Here is a 19698-nt window from a genome sequence, read left to right on the forward strand (position 1 = left end):
CGCTGACCGGGTCACAGCCCGTAATGGTTGGTGACCGGCAGACGCCAGCCCGGCCCGTAGGTCCGTTCGGTGACGACGACGCCCGGAGGGCTCTGGTCGCGCTTGTACTGCGCCCGCGCCGTCAGGCGGGCGATGCGCTCGGCATAGGCGGTGGAGATCGGCTGGCCGACGGCGGCACTCGCCAGTTCGGCGGCGCGGTCCGCTCCGTTCAGCCCCTCGACCATGGTCGCGAGCACCGCGTCCAGATGCTCGTAGGCGCCAAGCGCCTGCTCGTCCGTCTGCCCTTCGCGCAGTTCGGCGCTCGGCGGCTTGGCGATGATACGGTCCGGCATCACGGCACCCTGCGGGCCGAGCAGCCCTTCGGCCCTGTGCGTGTTGCGCCAGCGCGCCAGCCGGAAGACGATTGTCTTGTAGACGTCCTTCAGCACCGAATAGCCGCCGCACATGTCGCCGTAGAGGGTCGCGTAGCCCACGCTCATCTCGCTCTTGTTGCCGGTGCTCAGCACCATCAGCCCAAGCCGGTTGGACAGGGCCATCAGGGTCATGCCGCGCGCCCGCGCCTGGACATTCTCGAAGGTGGTGTCCGCCGCCGGCACCGGCAGGCCATCGAAGACCGGGGCGAGCATGCCGTCGAAGGCGGCCATCGCCGGCGCAATCGGCACGGTCAGCAGACGGGTGCCGAGCAGGGAAGCGGCCCGTTCGGCATCCTCCATGCTCTCCGCCGAGGTGTAAGGCGACGGCATGCGCACCGGCAGCACGCGCGCGGCCCCCAGTGCGTCCACCGCGACGGCTGCCGACAGGGCGCTGTCGATGCCGCCCGACATGCCGAGCACCACGCCGGGAAAGCCGTTCTTGTCGACGTAGTCGCGGAGGCCCAGCACCAGCGCCCGATAGATCGCCTCGGTCTCGTCGGGATAGCCGTTCGGCAGCATGCCGAGCACGTCGCCGCGCCGCAGATCGACACCGCCGTCCTCGCCGCGCTCCAGCGCGATGTCGAACTCGCACTCCCGGAAGCCGGCCTGGGCGATCACCAGCCCGGCCCGATCCATCGCATAGCTTCCGCCGTCGAACACCAGGCTGTCCTGTCCGCCGACCTGATTGACGTAGAGGACCGGCAGGCCGGTGGCCTTGACCGTGCGCCGGCCGATGGCGAGGCGGACCGCCTGCTTCCCGGTCCTGAAATGCGAGCCGTTCGGCACGATCAGAATCTCGGCCCCTTCGGCCGCCAGCGCCTGGGCGACCTTGCCGTGCCAGAAATCCTCGCAGATGGCGATGCCCAGGCGGAAGCCGCGGAAATCGACGGGCGAGGGCAGCGGGCCGGGCGCGAAGACCCGCTTCTCGTCATAGACCTCGTCGTTCGGCAGCGTGTGCTTGAGCACGATCTTCATCGACCCATCGGTCTCGATGAGAAAGGCGGCGTTGTAGGGCAGGGCGGCGCCGTCGAGCGGACCGCCGACCAGCACCGCCGGTCCGCCGTCGCCCCGCATCTCACCGGCCAGCGCGTCGAGCGCCGCGCGGAAATCGCGCCGGAAGCCCGGACGCAGCACCAGATCCTGAAGCGGATAGCCGCTGCCGAAGCACTCGCTGAACACCAGCAGGTCGGCCTTGCCGCGATACTGCGCGCGAAGGCGGCGGACGATGTCGAAATTGCCCTGGAGCGCGCCGACCGTGGGGTTGGCCTGGACGCAGACGATGCGCAGGCTGGAAGTAGTGTTGGACATGGCAAAGCTCCTTTGCCGAATGCCGCCGGTCTGTCCGGCGGGCTTGATCGTCATGGTGTGATGCGACCCCGACCATGTGTGCGGAAGCCGGCCGCGTTCAGTTGTTGGACAGGGCGATCAGGGTCTGGATGATGTGGTAGTGATCCTCGAACATCCGTTCGGGATCGATGTCCGCAATCGGCATCCAGCGCGCCGATCTGGCGTCGTCGCCGCCGCGCACCTTTGGAAAGCCTTCGTCGGTGGGCTTGAGCTGGATGAGGAAGGCCTGCGTCACCGTCCGCCCGCGGGTCGAGCGGTAGGGGTGATCGAAGATCTGGCTGGCGCGGATGCCGCCCTCCAGGAAGCCCGCCGGGATCTTGAGCTTCGTCTCCTCCCGCAACTCCCGGATCATGGCGTCCTTGATCCGCTCATGCTGGCCGACGAAGCCGCCGGGCAGCGCCAGCAGGCCGCGCCCCGGCAGGCCGCGGCGTTCGACCAGCAGGACATGGCCGGACAGCACCACCACCGCATCGGCGGTCAGGAATGTGGGAGGGTAGGGGGCATTGGCCCAGCCCGCCTTGTATTTGGCGATGTAGGCGCTTTCCTCGGCCAGCCGCTTGTACTCGTCGGTGTGCGCGAACTCCGCCAGGAAGGCGGCGACAGTGGCGGGCAGTGCCTCTTTCCACTCCTCCAGCGCCGCCGCCGCGTCGGCGAAATAGGCATCGCGGATCGGCGTCGCCGAAATGCCCTGGAAATTCGCGCACTCCACGGCGCCCCATTGCGGGAACATGCGCAGATAATAGCTGCTGTGGTCCTTCGAGTGGCCGATCAACCCGACTTTGGGGGGCGAGCCGTCGGCAGGCCGGTGATGCTGCACGACGACGCCATGCACCGCGGCCTGGACATCGCGGATCCATTCCAGGTCGTTGTAGCGGTCGATGAGGGGAAGCACCGTGATGCGCCCGCACTCTTCCGGCGTGAAGGCGCCCTCGATGCAGGAGCGCACCTCCTCAAAGCGGAAGGGATTGCGGTGGCTGCGCGCCTGACGCGACGATCCGACCAGAACGATCAGATGCCGACCCAGCGACAGGGCCCGCTTCATGACGGTGAGATGGCCGAGATGGAAGGGGCGGAAGCGGCCGACGAAGACCAGAAAATCGAAGCCTGAGGCGCCTTGGGCGCCGGGGGCCACGGTCTTCTGCGGCAAACACAGGGCTCCGGACTCGCGTCCGGTAGGAGAAACGATGGTCATGCTCAGCAAGCTCCTTGCTGAAAGAGCGCCGCAGTCTATCCGCGGCACACAAACGATACGGGCTCGGCCGGCATTTCTCAAGGTCACAAGATATGCTCTTTCGGAGCAATACCGTTGGCCGAGCCGCATGGCTGGCCGCAGCCTATCGCTCGCCTGTGCCGCCCACCTCGCGGAACCAGTCGGCATAGGGTGTCGTCCGGACCATGTGCCGGTTCAAGTCCGGCGCGCCGTCGGACCACCAGACGGGTCCCCGCTCGCCGAGCGCCCGCTTGGCCTGATCGACGGCGGCATGCGCCTCCGCTTCCGCGCTGTCGTCGCCGGCCCGCCTTGCGGTCGCCACGGTCCGGCGTGCCCGCATCAGATCGGCGACGAGGCCGGCGCGGGCCTCGTCGGACAAAGCCGGGTTGGCCGTGCGCCACAGACGTCCGCGCACGACGATGTAGCGGCCATCGGGGGTGGTGAGCGGGCTGGGTTTGCTGGACAAGAGAACCTCCGACGCGTCTGCTGCGTGAACAGCGCAGGCGTCGAAACGGCGCGTCAATCCGCGGCCTGGGCGCCCTCCTGTCCCGGATCCGGCAAATCGCCAGCATTCTCAAGCAGATTGGCCCCCATCCGGCCCATGAAGGCGAGCCGGCGGTCGAATTTCGTCTCCATGACGATGCAGGAGGTGGTGCGGATGACGCCCTTGATCATGTTGATCCGCGTCAGTTCGGTGTTCAGCTTTTCCAGCGTCTCCGTCGCGACATGGATGACGAAATCCCAGTCGCCGGAAATGGCATACACCGCCTGCACCGCTTCCATCGTCCGCATCTGGGCGATGACGTCGGAATAGGTCTTGTTGTTGCACACCGCCATGGTGAAGCAGTTGACGGTGTAGATCAGCTTGCTGTGGTTGATGCGGACCGAATAGCCCTCGATCACGCCGGCACTCTCCAGCCGCTGGATGCGCTCCTGCAAGGCCGTCCGCGACACGCCGATCTTGCGGGCCAGCGAAGAGGTCGGCTCCCGCGCGTTCTTTTGCAGCAGGGCGAGAAGCTGCTTGTCCTTGTCCGTCAGGCGGAACCCCTGCTCGTTGCCCGGCCCAGACATTCCCTCGTTCCCCCGCATCGGCAATCGACCCCTCAAGCGCCCTGACGCCGGGATCGCGATTCCTGCCAGAAATCCATCAGGCGCAGTCCCGTATAGACCAGTTCCGCCGCAGGGGGGCCGAAGATACCGCCATTCCAGGTCAAACCGTAAGGGGCGAAAAACCGGATGCGGTCGCTTTCGCCGGTGATCGCCTCGGCAACGACACGCCCGCCGATGGGGGCCGTGTTCATGCCATGCCCGCCGAAGGACGAACAGCTCCACAAACCGTCCTCGATTTTGGCGATGTGCGGCATCTTGTGGCGCGCGTAGCCCATCAGCCCCGACCACGCTTTTTCGATCCGCACATCGGCAAGGCCGGGGAAGACCCCGCCGATGTCCTGTCGCAACATGGCGGCAAGCCGCTGTTCGTCCTGTTCGCAGCGGGTGGTGATCCGTCCGCCCCACAGCAGTCGGTCGCCGTCGACGATGCGGTAATAGTCGGAGGACCGGCGGTCGTCGCCGACCGCGTCGGTGGTGGCGACGAAGTCCGCCAGCCGGTCGCCCAGCCGCTCGGTCAGCACGACATAGGTGGCGATCGGCAGGAAGGCCCGGCGCAGGGCACCAAACTCCGGTCCACCGTACCCGCCGCCGCACATCACCACATCGTGGCACAGGACCGATCCGTCCACCGCATCCACCCGCCAGCGCCCCCCGGAGCCGGGCGTGTCGGTGCGGCTCATGCCGATCATGGCGGTGCCTTCGAACAGGCGCCCGCCGGCGCCGGCGATCAGGTCGGCAAGGCCGAGGCAATAGTTCAGCGGGTGGAAATGGAAGCCGACCAGGTCGCGCAGGCCCTGGAAATAGAGGTCGCTCTTCAGCAGACCGCGCAGCGTCGGGCGGTCGATGTAGGTGAACTCGTAGCCGTAGCTTTGCGCCATGTGGTCGCGGTGGCGCTGCAACTGGCCGGCCGCCTCGTAACGGGTGACGCTGAGCTTTCCGGTCGTCGGGTTGCAGCCGGGCAGGGAGTTGCCGGCGATGGTGTCGCGGACGATCTCCACGCCTTCCACCGAAAGGCCGAACAGCGCGCGGGCATGGTCTCGGCCGCAGCGGGCCTCGATGTTGCGCAGCCCCTCCGACCAGCCCTGCAGGACGAAGCCGCCGTTGCGGCCGGATGCCCCCCAACCGATCCGCTGCGCCTCGATCAGCGCGACCGAGCGGCCACGCCGGATCAGCTCCCAGGCGGTCGACAGGCCGGCCAGTCCACCACCGATCACGCAGACGTCGACCGCCACCGTACCGCGCAGGGGGGCGTGGTCGTTCGCCGGGCGGCGGGTGGCGCTGTAATAGGTGTTCGGGTAGTCGAGCATGCCGGTTGGGTTCCGTTTGCCGGATTGGTATCGGGTAATCTGTAAGGCTTGTCGGAGGCCGGCTGCCGCGCAAGGAGGCGGCCGGCCTCCGACCGGTTATCTGGCGCCCGGCTTATTTGACGCCCCACTTATTTCGCGACGGTGTAGTCCATGCCGTACCACTTCTCCGACAGCGACTTCAGCGTGCCGTCCGCCTTCAGGGCGGCGACGATTTCCGTCAGCTTGGCGTTCAGCTCGGCATCGCCCTTGTCGATGGCGATGGCCAGCGGCTCGTGATAGGCCGGCTTGTCGTTGATGGCGCGGATCGGGTAGCCGCGCTTCACCGCCGCCTCGACGGTCGGCAGGGCGGACACGATGGCATCCACCCGCACGCCGTCGCCCAGCCGCAGATCGTCCAGCGGGCCGACGCTGTCGCCATAGGTCTTGACGGTGCCCGGCTTCACGTCGGCGGTGAACTCGGGAACGCCGACGGCGTCGATCTTCAGCTTGCCGTTGATGTAATCCTCTGAGGTCGTGCCGCCTTCGACCCCGATGGTCTTGCCGTTCAGCGCCGCGCGATTGTCCAGCTTCGATGTCTTGTGAACGGCGAAGACATAGGGCGTGTAGTAATAGATCGCCGGGAAGTCGAGGACGCGGGTCCGCCCGGTCGTCGGCGTCATCGATCCGACCGAGATGTCCCAGCGGCCATTCCAGTTGCCGGCGGTGATGATGCCCCATTCCGGCGTGATGAAGCGGGCGGTGGCGCCCAGCCGCTTGGCGATCTCCTTGGCCACCTCGACGTCGAAGCCGTCCAGCTGGTTGTCCTTGTTCATGAAGGACTGCGGCGGCCAGTTGGCGGCGGTCGCCACCACCATTTCCTTCTTCTGCGTGATGCGGTCCAGCGTGGCGCCGGCAATGGCTGCACCGTTGGAGATGGCGAGCGCGCCGAGGGCGACGGCGCCGAGGCACAGGGATTTGAGCAGGGTCATGGACGGTCTCCTGACGTGAGGGGAAGCCTTGGCGTTCGGACGATGTGAATTCTCGGGAAGTGACCGGGCCGGCTCAGTGGCGGTGGCCGCGCGCCAGACGGCGCTCCAGCCGGGCCTGCACCTGCTCCAGGACGATGGAGATCAGCCAGTAAAGGCCGGCGGCGGTGATCAGCATTTCCAGGTGGCGGAACTCGTCGCGGCCCTGGGTGCGGGCGAGGAACATCAGCTCCCACACGCCGATCACCGAGACGAGCGAGCTGTCCTTCAGCATGGCGATGAACTGGTTTCCGGTCGGCGGGATGATCAGGCGCAGCGACTGCGGCAGGACGATCAGCACCAGCGTGTGCATCGGCCCGAAGCCGAGGGCGCGCGCGGCCTCCCACTGGCCCTTGGGGATGCTCATGATGCCGGCGCGGAAGATCTCCGTCATGTAGGCGCCATAGCACAGCGACAGCGCCGCCACGCCGGCCGGGATCGCCCCGATGACGTAGCCGAGCTGCGGGATGCCGAGATAGATCAGGTAGATCTGGATCAGCAGCGGCACGCCGCGGAAGAAGGAGGTGTAGAAGGACGAGATGGCGATGGCGAAGCCGTTGTTCGACAGCCTCGCGATGGCGCCGACCATCGCCAGCACGAAGGCGATGGCGATGGAGATCGCCGAGATGTACAGCGTCGTGGCGACGCCCTGGGTGATCAGGAAGGACAGCTTGCTCAGGATGAAGCTGTAGGACAGGTCGAAACTGTAGAAGAACACCAGGAACAGGCTGAACACCTCCAGCCAGACGGCGGCGACCTGCAACCGCAGGCCGAGCCGGCCGATGAGATGGATGTTCAGCGTGAAGACCAGCGCAAGGCCGATGGCGGCCCAGACGGTCGCCAGGGACTCGCCGCCCGGCAGGGCCGCGACCACCGCTGCGAAGGGGGCGCCAAGGCCGGTGTGACCGATGCCGCCGACGATGCCGGCCACGGTGACGGCGAGCGCCAGCACGCCCAGGAACCACGCCTTGTTCGTCAATCTGTCCCGGCGCACATGGTCGTGGTACATGCCTGCGATTTTCCCTTCCGTGCGTTTCACCCACAGTCCGTTCCTCAGCCTGTACCGGCTGTGCGACGGGCGGTATCCGGCAATCCGCCGGTTCGCGAGGGAAAATTCGGAAAATCGCCGGGTCCAACCCGACGGTACGCCGGCCGGACCCGCCAAATTGAGCGGGCCGCCGTCGTAAGCGGGCGAAGGGCTTTTTTAAAGGTCGCCGGACCTCCGGCCTCTGGCCGGAGGTGACCTCATGCGCCGACGGCGATCACGCCGGTTCGGCAACCCGGCCGGCAGGCAGGCGTCGCAGCAGGGGGAGATCGGCCACGGTCCGGCAGCCGAGCAGGGCCATGGTCAGGTCGAGTTCATCCCGCAGGATCGCCAGCGCATGCTCCGCCCCCGCCTGTCCGCCGGCCGCAAGACCGAACAGCGGCGCCCGGCCGAGCAGAACCGCGGCGGCCCCGGCGGCCAGCAGCTTCGCCGCGTCGCTGCCGCGCCGCACCCCGCTGTCGGCCAGCACCGTCAGCCGGTCTCCGACCGCGTCCACGATCCGTGGCAGAACGGTGAGCGGCGACGGCGCGCAATCGAGATTGCGCCCGCCATGGTTGGACACCACGATGGCCTCGACCCCGGCGGCCGCCGCGCGCAGCGCATCCTCAGGCGCCAGCACGCCCTTGAGGATGATGCGCCCCTGCCAGCGGCGGCGCAGTTCCGCCACATCGTCCCAACTCACCCGGTCGCACAGCCGGATCGGGTCGTGCGCCGCGGCGTCGGTGATGCGGGTGCGGAACTGTTCGGGATAATGGGCGTATCCCGGCCAGCCGCCATTGGCCAGCAGGCGGAGCAGCACCCCGCCGGCCCAAGCCGGGTGGCGCGCCACGTCCAGGGCGCCGCGCAGGGACGGCGTGACCGGAACGCTGAATCCGTTGTGTCGGTTATACTCGCGCTTGGGCGAAACCGCGGTGTCCACCGTCAGGATCAGCGTGTCCACGCCGCAGGCGGCGACGCGGTCGAGCAGGCTGTGGGTCAGGCTGCGGTCGCGCCAGACATAAAGCTGGAACCACAGCTCGGCCCCGGACTCCGCAATGGCCTCGATGCTGGTGATCGACTGGGTCGAGACGCTGAAGGGGATGCCGGCGGCGCGGGCGGCGCGGGCCAGCAGCACCTCGCCGTCATAGCGGACCAGACCGGCGGCGGCGGTCGGCGCGACGACGAAGGGCATCGGGCGGTCGCGGCCGAACAGAGTCACGCCGGTGTGGCGTCCGCTGCAATCGACCAGCACCCGCGGCGTCAGTTCGGCCTGCGCGAAGCTGTCGCGCAGCCGGCGCAGGGAGGTCTCGTCCTCGGTGCCGCGGTCGATGTATTCGAACAGGCCGCGCGGCAGGAAACGGCGGGCGCGCAGCCGCAACTCGTCGATGTTCAGGCATGCCTGGTGGGCCGCCATGGGATCACCGCCTCCCGCGGGGTGGGGCCGCTATCGGGAATAGCCGCCGAATTTGTGGACGGAAATGGAGGCCGCAGCCACCTGGACATGGCGGGCGAGCTCCCGCTCGACCTGCTCCGGCGTCCAGCGCGTGGCCGGGACCGAGATGCTGAGGCCGGCCACGGCGCGGCCATGCTCGTCGGTGATGGCGGCGCCGACCGAGATGTCGCCCATCACCGCCTCGTTGATCAGCAGGGCATAGCCCTTCTCTCCGGCCTCCCGCACGCGGGCACGAAGCTGGTCGGGATCGCAGACCGTGAAGGGGGTGAGCGGTCGCAGGTCGGTGCGGGCCAGGATGTCCTCCTGCTCCTCCTCCGACAGGCGCGACAGGATGGCGGTGCCGGATGCCGTGTAGTAGGCGGGCAGGCGGCTGCCGACCATGAACTCGATGTTGACCAGATGCTTGCCGGGGAACCGCGCAACGTAGACGATCTCGGTGCCGTCCAGCTCCTGCATGTTGACGGTCTCGCCGACACTGCGGCTGATGTCGAGAAGATAGGGGAAGGCCTTCTCGATCAGCTCGTTGGCACGCAGGTAGTTGTAGGAGAATTGCAGCAGCTTCGGCGTCAGCGCGTAGTTGCGCGTGCCGTGGACGCGGCGCAGATACCCGAGGACCTCCAGCGTGTAGACCAGCCGCTGCGCGGCGCTGCGGTCCAGGTTGGCGGCTCTGGCGATCTCCGACAGCGGCATCTGCCGGTGCGGCCCGTCGAAGGCGTGGAGGATCTGGAAGGTCTTCTCGGTCGAGCCGACGAACAGCGAAGACTCGCGCGGGTCGGCCTTCTTTGCCTCCGGCTCCGCAGTCATACCGGCCGCAGTCGATTCAGCCGAAGCTCCGCCTGTTTCCGTCACGGCCTGTTCCGCCTTCGGCTTCCGTCCTGCTGTCCGCGTCATCGGCAATTCCCCAAGGCAGTCTCCATCCCGCCGGCCCCTGGTCCCGTGCTTGCGCGCCAGGGGCCGGCATGTCCACGCTAACGCATAGCATCCGGCGAACCGAATGCCACGCGCCGCGCGGTGCAACCCGTCATACCGGCTGGGCGGCCGGCATTCCCTCGTAAGTGACCAGCAGGCGGGACAGCTCGCGCCGCAGCGACTGCTTCAGCGGCTCGGCCGGCTCGCGCAGCGGCGCCAGCATCGTGGGAGCATGCACGCCGATCAGATCCATCACCGCCTTCATCGGGCCGGGGTTGGTCTCGGCGAAGGCGAGGTTCATCATCGGGATCAGCGTGCGGTGGATTTCCAGCGCCTTGTCCAGCTTGCCGGTGGAGGCGAGGTCGTGGATCAGCTTCCACGCCCGCGGCAGCAGGTTGGCCGTCACCACGATGCCGCCCCGGGCGCCCGACGCCACATGCAGCGGGAACAGCGTGTCCTCGCCGCTCAGCACCGCGAAGGAGGAGTCCACCCCCGCCACCGTGCGCAGGAAATGATACATGTCGGTGTTGCAGGCCTTCATGCCGACGATCCGCTCGTGCCGCGACAGCTCGTGCAGGATCTCCGGATCGATGGCGATGCGGGTGCGGTAGGGGATCTCGTAGATCAGGATCGGCACCGGCGATTCGTCGGCATAGCGCAGGAAATAGTCGCGGATGCCGGCCTGCGTCGGGTTGGTGTAGTAGGGGGTCAGCACCAGCAGACCGTCCACACCGGCGGCTGCGAAATCGCGGCCCGCCGACAGCGCGTCGTAATAGCCGGTGTCGAGCACCCCGGCGATCACCGGCCCGCGCTTCTCACCGGCCTCTGCCATCGCCTCGACCGACAGCTCGGCGAAGCGGATGCGCTGGTCCTTCGCCAGCGCCCCATACTCGCCGGTGCCGCCGAGCGGGACCAGCCCGTCGATCCCCTGGCGGAAAAGCCAGGAGAACAGCGCCTTGGAGGCCGCGACGTCGATGGTGCCGTCGGCAGTGACCGGCGTCGGGGTGGCGGGCAGGATGCCGCGAATCTTCGTGGCGTTGAGCATGTCTTGTCCTTGGAAGAAGCTGGTGGTGAAGGCGGTTGGTGAGCCGGTCTCAGCCGGCGAGGCTGCGGCGGCGCAGACGGTCCGCGACATAGATCAGGGTGGCGACGAACAGCAGCAGCCCGGTCGACACCGCCGCGATGACAGGGGAGACCTGCAGCGTCACCTCGTCCCAGAACTGCTTGGGCAGCGTGGCGCTCAGCCCGCCCGAGGAGAATAGGGAGATGGTCAGCTCGTCGAAGGAGGTGGCGAAGGCGAACAGGAAGGACGACAGCATGCCGGCCCCCAGGATCGGGAAGGTGACGTGCCGCAGCGCCGCCACCGGCCGGGCACCCAGGCTCTGCGCCGCGAGGTCGAGCCGGGTGTCGTAGTTGCGCAGCACCGCCATCATCGTCATGACCACATAGGGCACGGCGACGACGGTGTGGCCGATGACCAGACCCAGGATGGTGCCGACCAGACCCATCTGGGCGAAGACATAGAACATGCCGACGGCGATGATCATGCGCGGCACGACGATGGGCGACAGGATGAAGGCCAGCATGGCGCCCTTGCCCCGCATCTGGCTGCGCACCATCAGGAAGGCGGCGGGAACGCCGATCGCCATCGACAGCAGGCCGGTGCCGAACGCCACCACGATGGAACGCCACAGCGCCTGCATCCAGATCGGCGAGTCCAGCAGCTGCTGGTACCATTGCAGCGTGAAGCCCGACGGCGGCCAGGCGAGACCGCCCTTGCCGAAGGACAGCGGGATCATCAGGAAGGCCGGCAGGCTGATCAGCACCAGCAGCAGCCAGACGAAGGCGGTCAGCGCCACCGGACGCTCGGACCGGCCGCGGATGGGGAGGCGGCGCGGCACCAGGCCGATCAGCGCATCGCTGGCGGAGCCGAGCGCGGCCAGCACGCGCCCGCCCAGCCGCCGCATGGCGGTGTCGCGGTTGCGCACCACGGCGCTCTCGCCGGTCAGCGACGCGAAGCCGAAGACGCGGTCGTACAGCAGGAACACCACCAGCACGACCGTCAGCAGCAGGACCGAGATGGCACCGGCCAGGCCCCAGTTCAGCGTCTGCTGCACCTGATCGATGATCAGCTGGGTGATCATCGTCTCCTTCCGGCCGCCCAGCAGGGCGGGCACGATGAAGAAGCCGATGGCCGACACGAAGACCATGATCGCCGATGCTGCCACGCCGGGAAGCGACAGCGGGAAATAGACGGTCCAGAAGGCGGTGCCGGGACGGGCGCCCAGCGTGCCGGCGGCGCGCGGCAGGGTGCGGTCGATGTTCTCCATCACCGCCAGCATGGTCATCACCGCCAGCGGCAGCATGGCGTGCACCATGCCGATCAGAACGGCGCCGAAGCCGTAGAGCAGGTCGGCCGGGGTGTCGATGATGCCCAGCGACATCAGCGTGCTGTTGACGACGCCGTTGCGGCCGAGGATGACGACCCAGGCGAAGGCGCGCACCAGGAAGCTGGTCCAGAAGGACAGCAGGACCCAGAAGATCAGCCGGCTCTTCGCCGGGCCCTTGGCGATGGAGATCAGGTAGGCGACCGGATAGGCCGCGATCACCGCGACCACCGTCGTCGCCAGCGAGATCTTCAGCGTGATCCACAGGACGGTGATGTAGAGGCTGGAGGCGAACAGCTGGGCGTAGGGCGCCAGCGTGAAGCCCTGGCCGTTGTAGACGCTGAGCGCCAGCAGCTGCCCGACCGGGAAGACCAGGAAGGCGATGAGCAGCAGGACGAGCGGGGCGCCCATCAGCACCGGCTTGCGCCAGGCGGGTGGGGGCGAATGGCGTTTGGCGCCGGGGGCGTGGGTCATGGTCATGGACTGTCCGCTCATCTCACGCCGTCCCGGCCGCGCGGGCGGCATCGGCCAGCGTGTCGGCGATTACCACGGCGTCCCGGCCGCTCCAGGACAGCGTCAGCACGTCGTCGATGCGGACCGCGTCGTCGTCGTTGCGGGTGGGGAAGGCGGCGACCAGCGGCGGCAGCTTGCCGTCCAGCGGCTCCATATAGACCTTGGTCAGGCTGCCGGTGACCATCACCTCCGACACGCGGCCCTGGAGCCCGTCCGCAGCGCCGCCGCCCTTGCGGGCGACCGTCAGGTTCTGCGGCCGCACCATCACGCGCACCTCGGTGCCCGGCGGCAGGTCGTTGCCGTTGGCGAGCGCCCGGCCGGACACGCCCTGCGAGCCGAGCCCGATCTCGACCTCGTCGCCGCTGCGGCTGCCCAGGGCGGCGGGCAGGATGTTGGATTCGCCCAGGAAATCGGCGACGAACAGCGAGCGCGGACGGAAATACAGGTCGGCCGGCGTGCCCAGCTGCTCGATCCGCCCGGCATTCATCAGGCAGATGCGGTCGGACATCGTCATCGCCTCTTCCTGATCGTGGGTGACGTAGACGACCGTCGTTCCCAGCTCGCGGTGCAGGCGCTTGATCTCCAGCTGCATGTGCTCGCGCAGCTTCTTGTCGAGCGCGCCCAGCGGCTCGTCCATCAGGATGATCGACGGCTTGTAGACCATGCAGCGGGCGAGCGCGACGCGCTGCTGCTGGCCGCCCGACAGCTCGCGCGGGTAGCGGCCGGCGATGTGCGGCAGATGCACCATCTCCAGCGCCTCAAGCGCGCGCCGCTTGGCTTCGGTCGCCCCGACCTTCCGCATCTTCAGCGGAAAGGCGATGTTCTCCTCGATGGTCATGTGCGGGAACAGGGCGTAGTTCTGGAACACCACGCCGATATCGCGCTCATAGGGCGGGGCGTAGGTGACGTCCTGCGAGCCGATGCGCACGCTTCCCTCGTCGGGCGGCACCAGCCCGGCCAGCAGGCTGAGCAGCGTCGTCTTGCCGGAGCCCGACGGGCCGAGCAGCGTCAGGAATTCGCCGTCGGCGACGACGAGATCCGTCGGGGCGAGCGCCACGAAGTCGCCGTAGCGCTTGGCAAGACCCTGGACGGAAAGGCTGGAAGAAGACATGCGCGCCTCCTCGCGAAGGGGTGGGGCCGAAGGGGGATGGGGGCGGAAAGGGCGGGGAGGGGACACCGCACCGGCATCCCCCACCCGCTGTTCCTCAGCTCAGCAGCCAGGCGTTGTAGCGCTCGAGACCCTTCTGCTGGTTCTTCAGCCAGTAGTCGGCGTTGATCTGCACGCCGCGCTCGATGTTGGCCGGGAAGGTCGGGCAGTCGGGAGCGATCTTGGCGTCGATGTGCTTGAAGGCCTCCGGCTGGGTGACGCCGGCCGGGAAATACTTCACCAGCTCGGCCTGACGCTTGGCATCGGAGGCGAACTTGATGAACTGGCGGCAGGCGTCGGCGTTCGGGGTGCCGGCCAGGATCGCCCAGCTGTCGAGGCCCCAGATGTTCTGGTCCCAGACGATGCCGACTGGCGCGCCGGCGGCGATGGCGGCCTGCGGACGCGACACCCAGGTCGGGACCATGTCGACTTCACCCGACAGCAGCATCTGCTCGACCTGCGCACCGCTGGTCCAGAAGACGGAGATGTCCTTCTTGATGCGGTCCAGCGCCTTGAAGGCGCGGTCGAGGTCGCAGGGATAGACCTCCGAGGTCGGCACGCCGTCGGCCATCAGCGCCTGTTCGATGGTGTCGAACGGGTGCTTGCGCAGGGCGCGGCGGCCGGGGAAGTTGGCGACGTCGTAGAAGTCCTTCCAGGAGGCCGGCGCCTTGCGGCCCTTGAAGGCTTCGGTGCGGTAGGCCAGCACGGTGGTGTAGACGTTGGTGCCGACGCCGTATTCCGACATGTACTGCTTGGGGATCGAGGCGACGGCCGGATCGGCCTCCAGCCCGTGCTTCTCCAGCAGCGGCTTGTCGCCGCCCGTCAGCATCAGGATGGCCGGCTGGCTGATCTTCGCCATGTCCCAGGTGTAGGACTTGGCTTCCACCATCGAGCGGATCTGCGCGGTCGGCTCGGCATTGGCCTGGACGCCGACCACTTCGATGCCGGTCGCGGCGGTGAAGGGCTTGTAGAAGACCTCGCCATAGGCCTTGGTGTAGATGCCGCCGTCGTCGCGCACGACGATCCGCTTGTTCTGCGCGCGGGCCGGGCTCCAGATCGCCGGCATGGCAAGCGCGGCCGTGCCGGCGGCGCCGGCTTTCAGCAGGGTGCGGCGGGACCAGCCGGATTGGCGGATGCTCATGTCGGAACTCCTCTTGGTGAGCCGGAACGGCGGACGGAACGGCAGGAAACGATACGGAAAGGGCTTAGCCCGGCGGCAGCAGGCGGCCGGGGTTGAACAGATTCTGCGGATCCAGCGCCTGCTTCACCGCGCGCATCAGCGCCAGTTCGGCGGCGGGCTTGTAGCGCGCCATCTCGCCCAGCTGGACGCGGCCGACGCCGTGCTCGGCGCTGAAGGTGCCGTTCAGCCGGGCGGCCTCGTCGTTCACCGCATGGCGGATGGCGGCGGCGAGAGCCTCACGGTCGGCAACCGCATTCCAGGCGTCGAAGGTGAAGAAGGGGATGAAGTGGACGTTGCCGTCGCCGAGATGGGCGACGACGATCGACGGCAGATCCGGCACCAGCGCCTGCACCGCGGCAGTGGCGGCGTCGATGAAGGTCGGCACCGCCGACAGCGGCACCGCGCAGTCGGTGGTCAGGCCGACGCCGGCCTTCTTGTTGGCCTCCGACACGCTGTGGCGCACCTCCCACATGGCGTGGCGCTGGGAGTCGCTGGCGGCGAGCGCCGCGTCGGTCAGCAGCCCGTCGCCGAAGGCGTCCTCCAGGATCAGCTGAAGTTCCATGTCCAGCGCGTCGCCGTCGCTGTTGTCCGACAGCTCGATCAGCACATGCCAGTCCGCCGAAGTCTCGAGCGGGCTGCGGCGGCCCGGAACCTGTTCCACCACCAGATCGAGCTGGAGGCGGTTGATCATCTCGAAGGCCGACAGCCGGGCGCCGCAGCGCTGCTGCACGCGGGTCAGCAGCGTCAGCGCATCGGCGGGATCCGCCATGCCGACCCAGGCGACGGCATGGCGCGTCGGCAGCGGATGCAGCTTCAGCGTCGCCGCCGTGACGATGCCCAGCGTGCCTTCCGACCCGATGAACAGATGCTTCAGGTCGTAGCCGGTGTTGTTCTTGCGCAGGCCGTACAGGCCGGACCAGATGGTGCCGTCGGCCAGCACCACCTCCAGCCCCAGCACATTGTCGCGCGTGTTGCCGTAGCGCAGGACCGAGGTGCCGCCGGCGTTGGTCGCGATGGTCCCGCCGATCTGGCAGGAGCCTTCCGCGCCCAGACTGACCGGATAGAGCCGTCCCGCCGCCGCCGCCGCTTCCTGCACGGTGGCGAGCACGCAGCCGGCCTCGACCTCCATCGTGCTGTTGACCGGGTCGATGCTGCGAACCGCACGCATGCGGGCCAGATTGAGGATGACCGGGGCGAGGCCGCTTTCCCATGGGGTGGCGCCGCCGCACAGGCTGGTGTTGCCGCCCTGCGGCAGCAGCGGAATCCCGTGCTGCGCGCAGCAGCGCACCACCGCCGCGACCTGTTCGGCATTCGCCGGCCGGACGAGGCAGAGGGCCGGCCCGCGGTAGCGCCCGCGCCAGTCTTCCGTCGCCGCGTCCAGGTCGGATTTGGATGTCAGAACGGCGTCGGCGCCGATCAGGCCCGACAGCTCAGCGATCACGTCCACACGCGATCTCCTTGATCTGCATAGTGTTTGTTTGTAATCGCTATTCGATTACAGCAACTGAAATATGATAGCGCGTGATTGGTGAGCCAACAATCCACTTTTTGCATAGAGACCGAATTTTTGGATAGACGGCGAAATTTCCGGGATGGAAGCGAATGCCGGTCGGCCCTGGCATTACCGGGACGCCGTTCATGCGGTGGCGCGCACACTCGACCTGCGGTGGCGACCCTGCCATTATCCCGTGATTGCGTGGTGCAACGGGGCGGTCCAGCCCCCAGGGCGAGAGTCGATGAGCCTTTCGAGCGATACAGTGCCTACCGATCCCTCGGCGGGGGCGAAGCCCGGCCGGAGCCGGCCATCTTCCCGCCGTTTCGTCGTCATCGACTGCGAGACCACCGGTCTGTCGACGGCCGGCGGTGACCGCATGGTCAGCTTCGCCGCCATCGAACTGGCGGATGCGGTCCCGACCGGCCGCAGTCTCAGCCTCATCTTCAATCCGGGGCGCAAGTCGAACCCGCATGCGCTGAGGGTGCACGGGCTGCCGGACCATCTGCTTCGCCACCAGGATCCCTTCCACAGCGTCGCCCAGGACATCCTCGGCTTCCTGCAAGGCGCGGTTCTGGTCGGCCACAATGTCGGCTTCGACATCGAGTTCCTGCGGCATGAATTCGAACTCTGCGGCATTCGCTGGATGGCGAGCCAGTCGGTCTGCACCATGCAGCATGCCAGGGCGCAGGTGGCCGGGCGGGCGTCGCTCGACGCGGTGGCGACGCTGTTCGGCATCGATGTCGGGATCCGGGCGCGCTTCCACGGCGCCTTCGTCGATGCCGAGATCACCAGCCGCCTGTTCCAGAAGATGATCCTCGGCAGTGTGGAGATGCTGGCGGTTCCCCATCTGGCGCCGACGAACCAGATCGACCCGCCGCCGCTGGTCCTGCAACCGGCCGTTCCCATCACGCACGGCATCAATGGCTATGCCTTCGCCGTCACCGGCGAGCTGACCGGCCTGTCGCGCGAGGCGGTGATGGCCCGCATCCAGGCGCTGGGCGGACACTGGCATCACAGCGTCCGCAAGGACACCGACTATCTCGTCGTCGGCCATGCCCCCGGCGCCACCAAGCTCGACACCGCCGCCGCCCGGCGCGCCAAGTACGGCAAGCCCGACACCATCGACGAGGCGCAGTTCTTCGCCATGGTCGCGGCGTCCGCCACCCGCAGGCGGGCCTGACGCCCGCCCGGCGTTTTTTCATCGCGCGCTTAGCGCCGGCCGGCGACGGTGATAGAACTGGGTGCCCCCCAGTGTTTCACCCACCGGAGGAACGGCATGGCGCGGTGGCGGCGGTCCACCCGACCCGTTTCGGAAACAATCGAGTGCCGGCGCCGCTCATCGCGCCAAAACCTGTCCCCTTGCGGTCGCAGGGGCGGCGGATGGAACAGTGGAACAGGGCCGGAAAACCGTTCCATAGCGTTCCATCCGGCTCCGATGCGGCCGGCCCCAATGCGGCTCTTCGCGTCAGGCCGCGCGGACCTCTCCGATGAAGGCCTGGATCCGCTCGCGCAGCCGGTCGGAATCGTGCGACAGGCTGTCGGCGGCGCCCAGCACCTCCGTGGCCGCCTGTCCGACCTGCCCGGCGGAGCTGCTGACCTCGGCGATGTTGCCGGTCACCAGTTGGGTTCCCTGGGCCGCCTGCTGGATGTTGCGGCCGATCTCCTGGGTGGCGGCGGTCTGCTGCTCTACCGCCGAGGCGATGGCGCCGGCGATGGAATCGACGTCGTTGATGGTGCGGCCGATGGTCTGGATCGCCGTCACCGTGCCGTCGGTCACCGTCTGGATCTCGGCGATCTGGCTGCCGATCTCCTCGGTCGCCTGGGCGGTCTGGGTGGCGAGCGCCTTGACCTCCTGTGCCACGACGGCGAAGCCCTTGCCGGCCTCGCCGGCCCGCGCCGCCTCGATGGTGGCGTTGAGGGCGAGAAGATTGGTCTGGCTGGCGATGTTCTGGATCAGGCTGACGACATCGCCGATCCGCTGGGCGGCCTCGACCAGCCGGGCGACCAGCGCGTTGGTGCGCTCGCCCTCCTGCACCGCGTTGCGGGCGATGGCGGCGGCGGCGTTGACCTGCCGGCCGATCTCGCCGATGGAGCTTCCCAGCTGTTCCGACGCCGCGGCGACGGTGGCGACGTTGGCGGAGGACTGCGCCGTGGTGGCGGCGACGGTCGCCGCCTGTTCCCTCGTCTGCGAGGCGATGGCGGTCATGGTCTCGGCATTGCCGCGCAGATGGCGGGCGGCCGTCGCCACCGCCTGAACCACGTCCTGCACATCGGCGTCGAAGCGGTCGGCCAGCGCCCGCATGCCGGCCTGCCGGTCGCGTTCCGCCTGCAGCTTCTGCGCCTCGCGCTCCTCCTGCAGGGTGCGCATAGCGAGGCCGTTGCTCTTGAACACCAGCAGCGCGCGGGCGAGCAGCCCGATCTCGTCCTTGCGGCCGGCGCCCTGGATGTCGACCGCGAGATTGCCGTCGGCGATGGCCGTCATGTCGGCGACCAGCCGGTGCAGCGGCCGCACGACGAAAGCCACGATGATGGAACCGAACAGGCCGAAGGCGACCAGCAGGCCGACACCGGCGACACCGTACAGGCGGGTCATGACGCTGGAGGACAGCGCCAGCGCCCGGTCCTCGGCGCGCTTGGTCTCTTCCAGGCTGTGCTCCACCCGCTCCGACAGGGCCGCGTTCAGCTTCTGCCGGACCGGGCGGCCGACGTCGATCGACACGCGGATCGCGCTGTCGGTGTCATAGGCCCGCGCCAGCTCCACCGCCTTCTGCGACACCCGTTCATACTCGCCGACGATGGATTTGATCCCGGAGATCGCCTCGCGGTCGGCCGGGGCGTCGTAGGCCGCGGCCAGACGGTCGATGGCGGTCAGCGCCTTGCCGATGTTGTCCTTGTAGGTCGCGAAGGCGGCGTCGATGCGCTCGCGCGTGCCGGCGACCAGCGCGTTGGATTCAGCGTCCATCGCATCGCCCATGGCCGATTGGATGGTCAGTGCCGCCGACAGCCGCCCGGCCACCACATCGGTCACCCGGCTCGTGGAGGCGGTCAGGTCGACCAATGCCGATCTGGCCGTCCAGACCACGCTGCCCATGACGGCAAGCAGCAGGACCGCCGGGATGAGCAGCTTGTGAACCAGTTTCCGATCGGAAAACCAGGCGTGCAGGGCCATGGGATATCTCTTTCCAAGGACGATGGAGTG

The 19698-nt window shown here is 68.1% G+C and carries 16 protein-coding genes; 1 reads left to right on the plus strand and 15 read right to left on the minus strand.

What is annotated here, in order from left to right; genetic code table 11:
• Positions 1–11: 11 nt before the first annotated feature.
• The 14 genes from VH569_RS13795 to VH569_RS13860 all read right to left on the minus strand — a co-directional run bounded on the left by VH569_RS13795 (position 12) and on the right by VH569_RS13860 (position 16451).
• Positions 12–1721, minus strand: coding sequence for an NAD+ synthase (locus tag VH569_RS13795; RefSeq protein WP_423315849.1), 1710 nt, complete (start codon positions 1719–1721; stop codon positions 12–14).
• A 97-nt stretch (positions 1722–1818) separates the two neighbouring features.
• The gene (locus VH569_RS13800) at positions 1819–2907 is read right to left on the minus strand and encodes a bifunctional nicotinamide-nucleotide adenylyltransferase/Nudix hydroxylase (RefSeq protein ID WP_423315850.1); all 1089 of its coding nucleotides are present in this window, start codon (positions 2905–2907) and stop codon (positions 1819–1821) included.
• Between the two features lie 187 nt (positions 2908–3094).
• Positions 3095–3436, minus strand: a complete 342-nt coding sequence (locus VH569_RS13805) for a hypothetical protein (RefSeq protein WP_423315851.1) — start codon at positions 3434–3436, stop codon at positions 3095–3097.
• A 53-nt stretch (positions 3437–3489) separates the two neighbouring features.
• Positions 3490–4041 (minus strand): Lrp/AsnC family transcriptional regulator, encoded by a 552-nt coding sequence (locus VH569_RS13810; RefSeq protein WP_423315852.1) that lies wholly within the window; start codon positions 4039–4041, stop codon positions 3490–3492.
• Positions 4042–4073: 32 nt separating this feature from the next.
• Positions 4074–5387: an NAD(P)/FAD-dependent oxidoreductase gene (locus VH569_RS13815; protein WP_423315853.1), complete on the minus strand. Its 1314-nt coding sequence runs from the start codon at positions 5385–5387 to the stop codon at positions 4074–4076.
• Between the two features lie 128 nt (positions 5388–5515).
• Positions 5516–6355: a transporter substrate-binding domain-containing protein gene (locus VH569_RS13820; protein WP_423315854.1), complete on the minus strand. Its 840-nt coding sequence runs from the start codon at positions 6353–6355 to the stop codon at positions 5516–5518.
• A 73-nt stretch (positions 6356–6428) separates the two neighbouring features.
• A complete protein-coding gene (locus VH569_RS13825; protein ID WP_423315855.1) occupies positions 6429–7400 on the minus strand; it encodes an amino acid ABC transporter permease in 972 nt (323 codons plus the stop codon).
• Between the two features lie 253 nt (positions 7401–7653).
• Entirely contained in the window at positions 7654–8829 is a 1176-nt protein-coding gene (locus tag VH569_RS13830) for an alpha-hydroxy acid oxidase (protein ID WP_423315856.1), read from the minus strand.
• Between the two features lie 30 nt (positions 8830–8859).
• Positions 8860–9672: an IclR family transcriptional regulator gene (locus VH569_RS13835; protein ID WP_423315857.1), complete on the minus strand. Its 813-nt coding sequence runs from the start codon at positions 9670–9672 to the stop codon at positions 8860–8862.
• Positions 9673–9889: 217 nt separating this feature from the next.
• Positions 9890–10822 carry a dihydrodipicolinate synthase family protein gene (locus VH569_RS13840; protein WP_423315858.1) on the minus strand — a complete coding sequence of 311 codons (933 nt, stop codon included), beginning with the start codon at positions 10820–10822 and terminating at the stop codon, positions 9890–9892.
• A 49-nt stretch (positions 10823–10871) separates the two neighbouring features.
• Positions 10872–12659 carry an ABC transporter permease subunit gene (locus VH569_RS13845; protein WP_423315859.1) on the minus strand — a complete coding sequence of 596 codons (1788 nt, stop codon included), beginning with the start codon at positions 12657–12659 and terminating at the stop codon, positions 10872–10874.
• Position 12660: 1 nt separating this feature from the next.
• Complete coding sequence (locus VH569_RS13850; RefSeq protein WP_423315860.1) at positions 12661–13788, minus strand: ABC transporter ATP-binding protein; 1128 nt, start codon at positions 13786–13788, stop codon at positions 12661–12663.
• A gap of 94 nt (positions 13789–13882) precedes the next feature.
• Positions 13883–14965 carry an ABC transporter substrate-binding protein gene (locus VH569_RS13855; RefSeq protein ID WP_423315861.1) on the minus strand — a complete coding sequence of 361 codons (1083 nt, stop codon included), beginning with the start codon at positions 14963–14965 and terminating at the stop codon, positions 13883–13885.
• 64 nt (positions 14966–15029) lie between these two features.
• Positions 15030–16451, minus strand: coding sequence for an FAD-binding oxidoreductase (locus VH569_RS13860; protein ID WP_423315862.1), 1422 nt, complete (start codon positions 16449–16451; stop codon positions 15030–15032).
• Positions 16452–16761: 310 nt separating this feature from the next.
• On the opposite strand from VH569_RS13860, the gene VH569_RS13865 reads away from it, so the two are divergent.
• Positions 16762–17679 carry an exonuclease domain-containing protein gene (locus VH569_RS13865; protein WP_423315863.1) on the plus strand — a complete coding sequence of 306 codons (918 nt, stop codon included), beginning with the start codon at positions 16762–16764 and terminating at the stop codon, positions 17677–17679.
• Positions 17680–17964: 285 nt separating this feature from the next.
• Here VH569_RS13865 and VH569_RS13870 read toward each other — a convergent pair whose 3' ends face one another.
• Positions 17965–19668 (minus strand): methyl-accepting chemotaxis protein, encoded by a 1704-nt coding sequence (locus tag VH569_RS13870; protein WP_423315864.1) that lies wholly within the window; start codon positions 19666–19668, stop codon positions 17965–17967.
• Positions 19669–19698: the final 30 nt, after the last annotated feature.

It is taken from the genome of Azospirillum sp. 11R-A, assembly GCF_049472615.1.
GTDB classification, from domain to species: Bacteria; Pseudomonadota; Alphaproteobacteria; order Azospirillales; family Azospirillaceae; genus Azospirillum; species Azospirillum palustre.

Bases quoted from the DNA above. Each gene is read 5' to 3' on its own strand.
- VH569_RS13870 (WP_423315864.1), bottom strand. From the start codon at position 19,668: ATGGCCCTGCACGCCTGGTTTTCCGATCGGAAACTGGTTCACAAGCTG.
- VH569_RS13825 (WP_423315855.1), bottom strand. From the start codon at position 7,400: ATGTACCACGACCATGTGCGCCGGGACAGATTGACGAACAAGGCGTGG.
- VH569_RS13830 (WP_423315856.1), bottom strand. From the start codon at position 8,829: ATGGCGGCCCACCAGGCATGCCTGAACATCGACGAGTTGCGGCTGCGC.
- VH569_RS13840 (WP_423315858.1), bottom strand. From the start codon at position 10,822: ATGCTCAACGCCACGAAGATTCGCGGCATCCTGCCCGCCACCCCGACG.
- VH569_RS13820 (WP_423315854.1), bottom strand. From the start codon at position 6,355: ATGACCCTGCTCAAATCCCTGTGCCTCGGCGCCGTCGCCCTCGGCGCG.
- VH569_RS13835 (WP_423315857.1), bottom strand. From the start codon at position 9,672: ATGACTGCGGAGCCGGAGGCAAAGAAGGCCGACCCGCGCGAGTCTTCG.
- VH569_RS13815 (WP_423315853.1), bottom strand. From the start codon at position 5,387: ATGCTCGACTACCCGAACACCTATTACAGCGCCACCCGCCGCCCGGCG.
- VH569_RS13810 (WP_423315852.1), bottom strand. From the start codon at position 4,041: ATGTCTGGGCCGGGCAACGAGCAGGGGTTCCGCCTGACGGACAAGGAC.
- VH569_RS13845 (WP_423315859.1), bottom strand. From the start codon at position 12,659: ATGAGCGGACAGTCCATGACCATGACCCACGCCCCCGGCGCCAAACGC.
- VH569_RS13850 (WP_423315860.1), bottom strand. From the start codon at position 13,788: ATGTCTTCTTCCAGCCTTTCCGTCCAGGGTCTTGCCAAGCGCTACGGC.
- VH569_RS13855 (WP_423315861.1), bottom strand. From the start codon at position 14,965: ATGAGCATCCGCCAATCCGGCTGGTCCCGCCGCACCCTGCTGAAAGCC.
- VH569_RS13795 (WP_423315849.1), bottom strand. From the start codon at position 1,721: ATGTCCAACACTACTTCCAGCCTGCGCATCGTCTGCGTCCAGGCCAAC.